14 protein-coding genes are annotated in these 12,166 nt (G+C 69.3%); all 14 read right to left on the bottom strand.

What is annotated here, in order from left to right:
- Positions 1-4 precede the first annotated feature (4 nt).
- Positions 5-934, bottom strand: a complete 930-nt coding sequence (locus Q9R13_RS18635; protein WP_310962667.1) for a F0F1 ATP synthase subunit gamma — start codon at positions 932-934, stop codon at positions 5-7.
- A 42-nt stretch (positions 935-976) separates the two neighbouring features.
- Positions 977-2,620 carry a F0F1 ATP synthase subunit alpha gene (atpA, locus tag Q9R13_RS18630; protein ID WP_310962666.1) on the bottom strand — a complete coding sequence of 548 codons (1,644 nt, stop codon included), beginning with the start codon at positions 2,618-2,620 and terminating at the stop codon, positions 977-979.
- 54 nt (positions 2,621-2,674) lie between these two features.
- Positions 2,675-3,484, bottom strand: a complete 810-nt coding sequence (locus Q9R13_RS18625; protein WP_310962665.1) for a F0F1 ATP synthase subunit delta — start codon at positions 3,482-3,484, stop codon at positions 2,675-2,677.
- Positions 3,484-4,041, bottom strand: a complete 558-nt coding sequence (locus Q9R13_RS18620; protein ID WP_310962664.1) for a F0F1 ATP synthase subunit B — start codon at positions 4,039-4,041, stop codon at positions 3,484-3,486. Before Q9R13_RS18620 ends, Q9R13_RS18625 begins: the two co-directional genes overlap by 1 nt.
- A 59-nt stretch (positions 4,042-4,100) precedes the next feature.
- Entirely contained in the window at positions 4,101-4,355 is a 255-nt protein-coding gene (locus Q9R13_RS18615) for a F0F1 ATP synthase subunit C (protein ID WP_310962663.1), read from the bottom strand.
- Positions 4,356-4,430: 75 nt separating this feature from the next.
- Entirely contained in the window at positions 4,431-5,243 is an 813-nt protein-coding gene (gene atpB, locus Q9R13_RS18610) for a F0F1 ATP synthase subunit A (protein WP_310962662.1), read from the bottom strand.
- On the bottom strand, positions 5,240-5,686 hold the full coding sequence (locus tag Q9R13_RS18605) for a hypothetical protein (protein WP_310962661.1): 447 nt from the start codon (positions 5,684-5,686) through the stop codon (positions 5,240-5,242). Before Q9R13_RS18605 ends, atpB begins: the two co-directional genes overlap by 4 nt.
- Before the next feature lie 39 nt (positions 5,687-5,725).
- A complete protein-coding gene (locus tag Q9R13_RS18600) occupies positions 5,726-5,944 on the bottom strand; it encodes an AtpZ/AtpI family protein (protein WP_310962660.1) in 219 nt (72 codons plus the stop codon).
- A gap of 351 nt (positions 5,945-6,295) precedes the next feature.
- Positions 6,296-7,429, bottom strand: coding sequence for a glycosyltransferase family 4 protein (locus Q9R13_RS18595; RefSeq protein ID WP_310962658.1), 1,134 nt, complete (start codon positions 7,427-7,429; stop codon positions 6,296-6,298).
- 5 nt (positions 7,430-7,434) lie between these two features.
- Complete coding sequence (locus tag Q9R13_RS18590) at positions 7,435-8,163, bottom strand: L-threonylcarbamoyladenylate synthase (protein WP_310962657.1); 729 nt, start codon at positions 8,161-8,163, stop codon at positions 7,435-7,437.
- Positions 8,160-9,059, bottom strand: a complete 900-nt coding sequence (gene prmC / locus Q9R13_RS18585) for a peptide chain release factor N(5)-glutamine methyltransferase (RefSeq protein WP_397218556.1) — start codon at positions 9,057-9,059, stop codon at positions 8,160-8,162. Before prmC ends, Q9R13_RS18590 begins: the two co-directional genes overlap by 4 nt.
- Positions 9,052-10,149, bottom strand: coding sequence for a peptide chain release factor 1 (prfA, locus tag Q9R13_RS18580; RefSeq protein WP_310962656.1), 1,098 nt, complete (start codon positions 10,147-10,149; stop codon positions 9,052-9,054). Before prfA ends, prmC begins: the two co-directional genes overlap by 8 nt.
- An 81-nt stretch (positions 10,150-10,230) precedes the next feature.
- Positions 10,231-10,473: a 50S ribosomal protein L31 gene (rpmE, locus tag Q9R13_RS18575; RefSeq protein ID WP_310962655.1), complete on the bottom strand. Its 243-nt coding sequence runs from the start codon at positions 10,471-10,473 to the stop codon at positions 10,231-10,233.
- Between the two features lie 115 nt (positions 10,474-10,588).
- A complete protein-coding gene (locus tag Q9R13_RS18570; RefSeq protein ID WP_310962654.1) occupies positions 10,589-12,145 on the bottom strand; it encodes a sensor histidine kinase in 1,557 nt (518 codons plus the stop codon).
- Positions 12,146-12,166 lie beyond the last annotated feature (21 nt).

Genomic DNA, 12,166 nt, shown 5'->3' with positions numbered 1-12,166 from the left:
TCTCTCACTCACTCTGCGCGGTGGCGTCGGCGAGCGCGTTGACGCCACCGACGATTTCGCTGATTTCCTGGGTGATGCCAGCCTGGCGGGCCTGGTTGGCGATCCGGGTGAACTTCTTGATGAGCTCTTCGGCGTTGTCCGTCGCGGACTTCATCGCCTTCTGGCGGGCCGCCAGCTCCGAGGCCGAGGCCTGGAGAAGCGCGTAGAAGATCCGGCTGTCGACGTACTTGGGCAGCAGGGCGTCGAGGACCTCCTCGGCGGAAGGCTCGAACTCGTAGAGCGGGAGCACCTCGTCGGCGTCCGGCTTCTCCTCGCCCTCGACCACCTCGAGCGGCAGCAACCGCACGCTGTGCGGCTCCTGGACCAGCATCGAGCGGAACTGCGTGTAGACCAGGTGCACCTCGTCGACACCGCCCTCGACGGCCTCCCCGCCCTCGGCCGTGCCCTCGACGAAGGCCTTGATCAACGACTCGCCGATCGCCTTGGCGTTCTCGTAGCGCGGCTGGTCGGAGAAGCCCGACCAGGACTCCACGATCGGACGCTCGCGGAAGCGGTAGTAGGCCTCGCCCTTGCGCCCGGAGATGTACGCCGCGACCTGCTTGCCCTCCGAGCGCAGCCTCTCGCAGAGCCGCTCGGACTCCTTGAGGACGCTGGAGGAGTACGCGCCCGCCAGGCCACGGTCGCTGGTCACGATGAGCACGGCAGCCCGGGTGGGGTTCTCCGGCTCGGTGGTCAGCGGGTGGTCGACCGACGCATAGGTCGCCAGCGCCGAGACGGCACGGGTGAGCTCCCGGGCGTACGGCGCGGCCTCGGCGGCGCGCTGCTGCGCCTTGATGATGCGCGACGCAGCAATGAGCTCCATCGCGCGCGTGATCTTCTTCATCGACTCCGTCGACTTGATCCGCGCGCGGTACTCACGCAGCGATACAGCCATCGGTGGCTACCCCTCTCAGCGTCGCAGCAGTCATGGACAACGTCAGCCCCGCTTCTGCTTGACGATCTGCTCCTGGCCGAGCTCGTCGTCGGCGACCGGGTCGACCGCAGCCTCGGTGCCTGCCTTGATCGAGTGACCCTCGGAGGTCTCGAACTGGTCGAGGAACGTGTCGTAGGCCTGCTCGACGGACTTCTCGGTGTCGTCCTCGAACTTCTGGCTCTCGCGGATGGTGTCGAGCACCTGGCCGTGGGAGTGGCGCAGGTAGTCGATGAACTCACGCTCGAAGCGCAGCACGTCCTCGACCGGGACCCTGTCCAGGCGACCGGTGGTCCCGATCCACAGCGAGATGACCATCTCCTCGAGCGGGTACGGCGAGTACGCCGGCTGCTTGAGCAGCGCCATCAGCCGCGCGCCTCGGTCCAGCTGCTGACGCGACGCCGCGTCGAGGTCCGAGGCGAACATCGCGAACGCCTCCATCGCGCGGAACTGCGCCAGGTCGACCTTGAGGGAGCCGGTGACGGCCTTCATCGCCTTGGTCATCGCCGAGCCACCGACGCGGGAGACCGACACGCCGACGTCGATCGCCGGGCGCTGGTTGGCCGCGAACAGGTCGGACTGCAAGAAGATCTGACCGTCGGTGATGGAGATGACGTTGGTCGGGATGTAGGCCGAGACGTCGTTGGCCTTGGTCTCGATGATCGGCAGGCCGGTCATGGAGCCGTGGCCCAGGTCGTCGGAGAGCTTCGCACAACGCTCGAGCAGCCGGCTGTGCAGGTAGAACACGTCACCGGGGTAGGCCTCGCGGCCCGGCGGGCGACGCAGCAGCAGCGACACCGCACGGTAGGCCTCGGCCTGCTTGGTGAGGTCGTCGAAGACGATCAGGACGTGCTTGCCGTCGTACATCCAGTGCTGGCCGATGGCGGAGCCGGTGTAGGGGGCGAGGTACTTGAAGCCGGCACTGTCCGAGGCCGGAGACGCGACGATCGTGGTGTACTCCAGCGCGCCGGCCTCCTCCAGGGCACCCCGCACGGAGGCGATGGTCGAGCCCTTCTGACCGATGGCGACGTAGATGCAGCGCACCTGCTTGTCCGGGTCGCCGGACTCCCAGTTCTGCCGCTGGTTGATGATCGTGTCGATCGCGATGGTGGTCTTGCCGGTGGCGCGGTCGCCGATGATCAGCTGGCGCTGGCCGCGGCCGACCGGGGTCAGCGCGTCGATGGCCTTGATGCCCGTCGCCAGCGGCTCGTGCACCGACTTGCGCTGGACCACGCTGGGCGCCTGCAGCTCCAGGGCACGCCGCCCCTCGGCCTCGATCGCGCCCAGGCCGTCGATCGGGTTGCCGAGCGGGTCGATGACGCGGCCCATGAAGCCGTCACCCACGGGCACCGAGAGGATCTCGCCGGTACGGCGTACCGTCTGGCCCTCCTCGATCCCGTCGAAGTCACCCAGGATGACGACACCGATCTCGCGGGTGTCGAGGTTCAGTGCGAGACCGCGGGTGCCGTCCTCGAACTCGAGCAGCTCGTTCGCCATCGCGGAGGGCAGCCCCGCGACGCGCGCGATGCCGTCGCCGGCCTCCGCGACCGTGCCGACCTCTTCCCTCTTCGCCGTGTCGGGCTGGTAGTCGGCGACGTACTTGGCGAGCGCGTCGCGGATCTCCTCCGGACGAATCGAAAGCTCGGTCATCTTCTGCCTTCTCTCTTGCCTTGAAGTGAAAGTTCTGGTGAGTGGGCCGCTGGGCTAGCCGGCCAGCCGTCGCTGGGCGTCACTGAGCCTGCTGGCGACGGTGCCATCGATGACCTCGTCACCGATCTCGACCTGGATGCCGCCGATGGTCTCGGGGTCGATCACGATGTTGAGGTGCACCGGCTTGTCGTACTGCCGGCTGAGCACGTCGACCAACCGAAGCTGGGCGTCCTCGGACAGCGGCTGTGCCACGACGACCCGGGCCAGCAAGCGACCGCGGGCCTCGGTCACGAGCCTTGCGTAGTCCGCGAACGCGTGCCGCACCGTGGGGTAGTTGCCCACCACGGCCTGCTCGGCCAGCCGGACAGTGCCGGAACAGGCCTTGCTCGCCAGGAGCGAGCGCAGCAGCGCCTGCTTGTCCTCGACCGAGCGGGTGCGGTCGGTGAGCGCCTGCCGCAGCGCGGGGTTCTCGGAGATGACGTTGTCGAAGGTGAACATCTCTCCCTCGAGACGGTCCGCCTCGCCGGCGCTGTCCGCCGCACGAGCCACCGCGATCACACCGAGCCGCTCCAGGCTGTCGACCATGTCGACGCTCGAGGCCCATCGGGAACCGCCCGCCGTGGCCAGCACCTCGGTGGCCGCCGGCTCGAAGTGCTTGCCGAACACCTCGCGCAGCATCGCCGATCGGTTCTCGAACTCGGCAGTCGGATCGGTCGCAGCCCGCCGGAAGGACGGGTTGGACCGGAACACGGCCACCGCGGTGAACATGTTCTCGGCCATCCGCGCGGCGTCCGCACCGTCTGCGATCGCCCGGGCCTGCTGGGAGCTGATCCGGGTGAACGACTCCGCCGACGATCCACGCATCAGTGGACCCCCGACGCTCCGGCCGCTGCGCCGGCCTTGCCGTCGAGCTCATCGAGGAAGCGGTCGACGACCCGGCTCTGCCGGGCCTGGTCGTCGAGTGACTCGCCGACGATCCGACCGGCCAGCTGGGTCGCCAGCGTGCCGACCTCGCCACGCAACGTGGTGACCGCGTGCTGGCGGTCGGCCTCGATCTGCGCATGCGCGTGCTCGATGATCCGCTGAGCCTCCTGTTCGGCCTTCGCGCGTGCGTCCGCGACGATCTGGGCCCCCTGGTCGCGGGCCTCCTCACGGATGCGCGCGGCCTCGTGCTTGGCCTCCTCGAGCTGGCTCTTGTACCGCTCCTCGGCGCTGTGCGCCTCGGACTTGGCCGCGTCGAGATCCGCGAACTGCTTGCGGATCGCCTCCTGTCGAGCGGTCATCGCCTTGTTGATCGGCGGGATGACCCACTTGGCCAGGATGAACACGATGATCGCGAACGCAATCAGCTCCACCCAGAACGTGCCGTTCGGGACGAGGAAGTTGCTGGCCAGCGGAACCGGCCTCACTGCGCTGTCCATCTAGTTTCGTTCCTTTGCTGCGTGGTGCTGGTGGGAGAGAACCCGGGTCGGAACCCGGATCACTTGCCCAGCACGAAGACGAACAGCGCCATGAAGGCCAAGTTGATGAAGTACATCGCCTCGGCGAGACCGACGGTCAGGAAGAAGATCGTCTGCAGGCGGCCCTGGGCCTCCGGCTGCCGTGCGACGCCCTGGATGTACGAAGAACCAGCAAGACCGTCACCGATCGACGCACCGATGGCGCCGCCGCCGAGGGCGAGCCCACCGCCGATGAACGCACCGGCTGCCTTGACGGCGGAATCGTCTACTGCCATTGAACTGCCTCTCTGGGTTCACGCCGGGGATCCGGCGTTGCTTGTGTACCTCTGGTGCGGACTGAACCTGGTTGCTCAGGCCGCGAGTTCGGGTTGTGCCTCGTGCTCCTGGTCGTCCGCGTGCTCCTCGGCGTGGTCGTCGCCGTGACCGGCGCCAGCCATCCCGAAGTAGATGACCACCAGCAGCGCGAAGATGAAGGCCTGGATCGCGCCGATGAACATGTCGAACAGCTTCCAGACCACGTCGCCGGCCCACAGGAAGTAGAACGGCAGCACGCCGATCAGGGCGAGCATGATGCTGCCGGCGAAGATGTTGCCGAAGAGTCGCAGGGCCAGCGTGACCGGCTTGACCAGCTCTTCGATGATGTTCAGCGGCGCCAACGCCGGGAACGGCTCGAGGAAGTGCTTGAAGTACTTCCGGGCGCCCTTCTGCCGGATCCCGTAGACCCATACGCCGACCATCGCCAGAATCGCCATCGCGTAGGTCAGGTTCGTGTCGGCTGTCGGGGCGGGCAGCAGGTGCGCCTTCTTGTTCAGCTCGGTGGGGATGATCTCCAGCCAGTTCGCGACCAGGATGAAGAAGAACAGCGCGATCGCCAACGGCGCGACGAAGGGATGGATCTTGCCCAGGTTGTCCTCGACCTGGGTGTTGACCTCGTTGACGACGCCCTCCCACATCAGCTGGAGCTTGCTGGGCACATGGTCGATCTCGGGCCGGGTCAGCCGCGCCCGAACGACGAAGCCGAGGACGATCACAATGCCGCCGGCGATCAGCGTGGTCCAGATCGTGTCGATGTTGAACGTCATGCCCAGAAAGTGCCGCACGGGGTGGACCCCGGGCTTGATGTCGATCTCGAAGGGCACGAAGCCAGTCAGGAGGGCGCTCATTGCCTCTTCAGCTCCTTCAGCAGCGGGAGTGTCGTCATGACCAGGGCGATCATCCGGAAGATCGCCAGACCCAACAGCAGGCCGATGCCGTTGGGCCAGAACGCGGCCGCGGTGCCCACGGCCACGATCGAGAGGACCAGCAGTCGCACGAAGGTGGCCCTGGCCATCTCGTTGCGGGAGGGCTGGTGACCTGAGGTGATCGTGCGCAGCAGCCAGAGCTCGGTGGCGATGTGATTGGCGAGGCCGAGCACGATGCCGGCGGCGATGCAACCACCGAGCTCCCACTCGCCGAGCTGGCCGAGAATCCAGAAGTCCGCGACGATGAGCGCCACCGCGACGATCGCGGTCTTGCGCTGGTCACGCAGCACCTTGCCGAGCGAGGCACGCTCGCCGGGCTTCAGCGGGCTGTCGGTGACGTCGGGGCGCGGCAATTGGTCGGACATCATCGGACGCCTCCGACGAGAACGGTCGGCCCCATCGGCTCAGCTGCGCAGGGCAGCGCGGACCTTGAGTGCGAACGCGACACAGCCGAGGACGACACCGACGGCGACGCCGACGAGGACGCCTGCCGGCGACGTGCCGGCCAGGTGGTCGACGAGGAGTCCGATGAGCATCCCTGCGACGACGGAGCCCACGAGGAGTCCGCCGATGCCGACGAGGTCGCGGCCTCGCAGGGGTGCTTGGGGGTCGTCATCGGCCATCCAGGGTGGTCGCTTCCAGAGGGGCTTGCGGGCGTCGATCCGAGCACGTCCCGAGTCGTGGCGGACGCGCCGGCGTCCGGACGGACGCTACCACAGCGGGGACCCGGCAAAATCGGCCGGTCAGGACGCGCAACATGCCCCCTCGTGGTGGCGCGAAATGCGGTCGTCATGGGCGGCGGCCGTTTCTGTCTCGGGTGGCCCTGCGAGTGCCGGGAAGCTGGTGGTCTCCCCGTTCACGGGATGGCTTGTGAAAACTAGCACAAAGTCGCGACGCGTCGGTAACCGGGTCCTGCCTGGGCACGAGCCGCCCCCGCCCAGCAGTGCTCGGACCACGCGCTTGCGCCGTGAGGCTCAGACGGGACGGTACTCGCCCGGCCGGTGCAGCCGGGGCAGCAGGAACGTGATCGCGCAGCACAGCAGCGCAAACAACGCGACCGTCGCCCAGAACAGCGCACCCGAGTAGAGGCTCAGCCCGACCGCACCGAAGGCGATCAGGCCGGCCCACATCCACATGATCACCACCGCACGGCGCTGGCTGTGCCCGATCTCCAGCAGCCGGTGGTGCAGGTGCTCCTTGTCCGGCTGGTAGAACGCCTGCCCGCGGCGGGTACGGCGCACCACCGCGAGGACCAGGTCCAGCAGCGGGATCAGCAGGATCGAGATCGGCAGCAGGAACGGCAGCAGGGTGGGCAGGAAGCCGGGCGGGCCCAGACCGGTCCTCGTGGAGAGCTGGACGGTCGCGAACTGGCCGGTCAGGGTGAGCGCGGACCCGGAGAGCACCAGGCCCAGGAGCATCGATCCCGAGTCGCCCATGAAGATCCGGGCCGGGAAGAAGTTGTGCGGCAAGAAGCCGCAGCAGGCGCCGCCCATCGCCGCGCACAGCAGCGCGGCCGTGATCGCGAGGGACTCACCGTTGACGTCGGCCAGCTTGTAGGAGAACAGGAAGAACGCGACCGCCCCGATCAGCACCACTCCCCCGGCCAGCCCGTCCAGCCCGTCGACGAAGTTGACCGCGTTCACGGTGCCGATCACCAGCAGCATGGTCAGCACCATCGCCTGCGGGGTGAGCAGCACCAGCTGGCCGACCGAGGGCAGCTGGAACGAGTAGAGCTGCACGCCGTTGAGGACCATGTAGCCCGCGGCCACCACCTGTCCGCCGAACTTGGTCAGCGCATCGAGCTCGAACAGGTCATCGAGGGCGCCGACCGCACAGATGATCGCGCCCGCGGTCAGCACCGTCTGCGCGTCGTGGAAGACCTGCGGCTGCGAGTGGCCGAGGAACGGCAGGTGCCGGGCGATCATGATGCCCGCGGCGAGCCCGCCCAGCATCGCGATGCCGCCGAAGTAGGGGATCGGGACGTCGTGCACGTCACGGTCGCGCACCTTCGCCACCGCTCCGGAGCGGCTGGCGAGCTCCCGCGCCACCACGCAGAGCAAGTAGCTGACGACCGAGGCCACGACGAACACCAGGAGGTACTCGCGCACTCAGCTCACACCTCGGGTGCGGAGTCGGGGTCGGCGTCAGTCTCGGAGTCGGTGTCCGCCTCGGCACCGGAGCCGGAGTCGATCGTCACGTCGTGCCCGGCCAGGAAGGTGCGCAACTCGTCGATCGCCAGCGCACCCTCGCGCAGCACCCTGGGCCGCTCACCGGTGCAGTCCAGGATCGTGGACGGTACATCACCGGCGGTCGGCCCCCCGTCGAGGACGACCTCGACCGCGTCCCCGAGCATCGCCTGGGCGCCGTCGGCGTCCGTGGCCGCCGGGAGCCCGGTCAGGTTCGCCGAGGTCACCGCCATCGGCCCGGTACGACCGAGCAGCTCGAGCGCCACCGGGTCGTCGGGCATCCTCACCGCGACCGTGCCCCGCGTCTCGCCGAGATCCCAGCGCAGCGAGCCCTGCTGGTGGCAGACCAGCGTCAGCGGCCCCGGCCAGTACGACGCGACCAGCGCGCGGACCCAGTCGGGCACGCCGACCACCAGGGCGTCGAGGGTGTCGGCGGAGGCCACCAGGACCGGAGGCGGCGTCTCCCGACCGCGGCCCTTGGCCTCGAGCAGTCGAGCGACGGCCACCGGCGAGAACGCATCGGCGCCGACGCCGTAGACCGTGTCGGTGGGCAGCACCACGAGCGCGCCCTTGCGAACAGCGCCCACCGCTGCCACCAGGCCGGCCTCGCGCTGGTCGGGGTCGCCGACGTCGTACCGGTTTGCCACGGGTGTCATCGTGCCACTCCCGGATGCCCATCACGGCGCAGCCGCGCGGTGAGGTAGCGGGCGCGACCCGCCAGGTCGGGATGGTCACGCACCTGCGTCCAACGACCGGACGCACTGAACACGCCCGGCGCCGTCTCTCCCTGGGCGTCCGCGTGCTCGGCGCCGACGACCCCACCGGGCCGCAGCAGTCGCGCGGCGGCGACCTCGAGAGCGCGGAGCGCCACCAGCCCGTCGTCGCCGGACCACAGCGCCAGCGCCGGGTCGTGGTCCCTCGCCTCGGGCGCGACCGACTCCCACGCATCCAAGGGGATGTACGGCGGGTTGCAGACCACCACGTCCACGGTGCCGTCCAGCTCGTGCAGCGCCTCGGCCATGTCGCCCTCGTGCAGCCGGACCCCCGATCCCGCGAGGTTGTCGTGCGCCCAGACCAGCGCCTTCGGATCGAGCTCGACCGCGTACACCTCCGCCTCCGGAACCTCCGTGGCCACGCTCAGTGCGATCGCCCCGGAGCCGGTGCACAGGTCGACCACGACCGGGACCTCGCCCGCCGCGCGTGCCTGCTCGACTGCCCAGCCCGCGAGCAGCTCGGTCTCGGGCCGCGGCACGAAGACGCCCGGACCGACCCGCAGCTCGACGTAGCGGAAGCCGGCGGAGCCGGTGAGGTGCTGGAGCGGCGCACGGGATGCGCGCTGCTGCACGAGCGCGTCGAAGTCCGCAGCCTGCTCGGCCGACACCGCGCGCACCAGCGGGAGCCCAGCCCGGGACACGCCGAGAACGTGGGCGAGCAGCTCCGCTGCGTCGTACGACGGGCTGGCGACCCCGGCCTGCGCCAAGACGTTCTCCGCCGCGCGGATCTGAGCGCCCGCACTGGTGGGGGACGTCGGGTCGACCTCCGGCTCACTCACCAACGGCCTCGAGCCGTGCATGGAGATCGGCCTCGACGCTGGAGGCGACGAGCGGATCGAGATCGCCGTCGAGGGCGTGGTCGAGGTTGTAGGCCTTGTAGCCGGTGCGGTGGTCGGAGATCCGGTTCTCCGGGAAGTTGTAGGTGCGGATCCGCTCGGACCGGTCCACCGTGCGGACCTGGGAACGGCGCGCGTCGGACGCCTCGGCGTCCGCGGCGTCCTCAGCGGCCTTCAGCAGTCGGGAGCGAAGGATGCGCATCGCCTGCTCCTTGTTCTGGAGCTGGGACTTCTCGTTCTGGCAGGACACCACGATGCCGGTCGGGACGTGGGTGATCCGGACCGCGGAGTCGGTGGTGTTCACCGACTGACCGCCCGGCCCCGAGGACCGGAACACGTCGATGCGCAGGTCGTTGTCGTCGATGCTCACATCGAGCGGCTCGGCCTCCGGCAGCACCAGCACGCCCGCCGCCGAGGTGTGCACCCGACCCTGGCTCTCGGTCACCGGCACCCGCTGCACGCGGTGGACGCCGGCCTCGTACTTCAGCAGCGCGTACGGCGCCTCGCCCTCGCCGGTGTGCTGCGACTTCGAGGTGGCCTTGACTGCGACGGTGACGGACTTGTAGCCGCCGAGGTCGGACTCCGTGGCGTCCAGCAGCTCGGTCTTCCAGCCGCGACGCTCCGCGTACCGGGTGTACATCCGCAGCAGGTCGGCCGCGAAGAGCGCGGACTCCTCGCCGCCCTCGCCGGACTTCACTTCGAGGATGGCGTCCTTCGCGTCGTTGGGATCACGCGGGACCAGCTGCTGGCGGAGCCGTCCCGCCACCGCCGTACGACGGGCCTCGAGCTGCTCGGCCTCGGCCGCGAACGCGGCGCCCTCTCCGTCCGGGTCCTCACCGGCCAGCTCGCGAGCGGCCCCGATGTCGCCACCGAGCTGCAGCCACTCCCGCCAGGTGGCGAGGATCGCACTGAGCTCGGCGTACCGGCGGTTCAGGGCGCGAGCCCGCGACTGGTCACCGTGCACCGTCGGGTCCGCGAGCTGTCTCTCGAGCTCGGCGTGCTCGTCGACCAGGGACTCCACGGCCTCGAACATCACGCGCTCCTAGGACTCGACGACAACTCCTCCACAGCCCGAACGCCGGCCCCGCGCGTGCGGGACCGGCGTTCGTCGCGGCTACTTCTGGTCTGCCTTCTCCGGCGCCTTCGTCTGGGCGGCCTTGGCGTACCGAGCCTCGAACCTGGCGACGCGGCCGCCGGTGTCGAGGATCTTCTGCTTGCCGGTGTAGAACGGGTGGCAGTTGGAGCACACGTCGGCGTGGATCGAGCCGCCGGTGGCCGTGCTGCGGGTGGTGAAGGTGTTGCCACAGGTGCAGGTCACCTGGGTCACCACGTACTCGGGGTGGATGTCCTTCTTCATGTGCGTCCTCTTCGGGTCGGTATGCCGCCGGGTCGTCACCGAACGGTGACGTGAACCGGAGCCAGCGGACCAGTCTGCCATCCGGCACTCGGGTCGCGCCAATCGAGGTTGTCGGTCACACAACGTCGTGCCCGGGGGGATTGTTCCCGGCGGTGGGCTCCACGTCGGCGCCCGCGGGCGGGCGGAGGGGAAGCGTGATCCGCACCTCGGTGCCGGCACCCTCGGACGAGTTCAGACTGACCGTCCCGAAGTGGTTCGCGATGATCGTCTGCACCACCCGAAGCCCCAGCCCGGTGCCGGCGATCTCGCTGCGCACCGCGTTGGAGGCCCGGAAGAACCGCGAGCCGAGCTTGCTGATCTCGCCACGAGGGATCCCGATACCGTAGTCGGTGACCGTGACCAGCACGTTCTCGTTGCCGGGCACCACGCAGACCTCGATGTCCCCGCCCTCGTGGCTGAACTTCACGGCGTTGTTCAGCACGTTGAGCAGGGCTCGCTGGATCTGGGCCGCGTCCGCCATCACGATCACGGGCTCCGCCGGGAGCTCCACGTCGATCCGGATGCCTCGGTTGGAGGCGGACAGCCGTAGGTCGCTGGCCACCACGTCGACCGAGGTGCGTAGATCGATCGGCGCCGCCGTGACGCCGCTGTGCTCGGCCCGGTCGAGCGCCAGCAGGTCCTCGATGAGGTCGCGGAGCCGCTGCACGTTGCGTTCGGTGGCGCCGAGCATCCGGGCCTGCTCCTCGTCGATGCTGCCGGCGAGCTCGTCGATGAGCAGCTCGAGGTAGCCGGTGATGATCGTCAACGGTGTCCGCAGCTCGTGGGACACGTTGGAGACGAAGCCCGACTTGGCGGCGTCCACTTCGCGCAGCTGTCGCTGGATGGCCGCCTCGACATCGCGACCGCGGTCGCTCTCGTCGGCCAGCCCGTTCAACGCCCTGCTCACCTGACGGATCTCGGGCGGACCCTCGACCTGGGCCCGCGCGGCGTGGTCGCCCCGGGCGAGCCTGTCGACGACATCGGTCAGGGAGGCCAGCGGTCGACGTACGACCTCGGTGACCCACCAGCCGAGCAGTGCAATCACCGCTCCGCCGATGACGGTGAGCGTCGCAATCAGCGCAAGCGTCGCGTTGAGCCGGGTCTGCGCGTCGTCCCTGGCCCGGGTGTACTCCGCGTCGAGCCGGGAGCCCAACGCAGCATGGATGTGCTCCACCTCGGCGAAGAGCCGCACACCCTTGTCGAACAGCGGCGCCTGGTAGGTGCCGGGCCCGCCACCGCGAGCGATCCGCGGCTCGGCGTACTCCCGGATCCAGGACCGTTCCGCAGCACGTTGCTGCACATAGAGCCCGCGGATCTTCGAGCCCGGGCTGCCGAACTGCGCCAGCGCTCGGCCGTCCGCGCGGAGCCGGCCGACGGCACGGCGGTAGTCGGCGATCGACGATCGCGTCCCGGAGATGGCGAACGCACGCACGGCTGCCTGCCCGGTGAGCATGTCCTGGTAGGTGTTCGCGTTCGCCTGCACCGCAGGGTTCACCGATTCGCTGAGGTGGTTGACCGTCTTGGTGGCGTAGACCGCCGACAGCGTGCCAGCCCCGCCGACGACCACGATCAGCCCCGCGGCCGCCACGACGAGGCCGAGCTGGAGCTGACGCAGCGAGCGACCCGCGATCATGTCGCGGCCCCGATCCCCGGG

It is taken from the genome of Nocardioides marmorisolisilvae, assembly GCF_031656915.1.
GTDB classification, from domain to species: domain Bacteria; phylum Actinomycetota; class Actinomycetes; order Propionibacteriales; family Nocardioidaceae; genus Marmoricola; species Marmoricola terrisoli.
The sequence above is the reverse complement of the archived record's forward strand: the minus strand, read 5'-3'. Positions and strand labels throughout refer to the sequence as shown.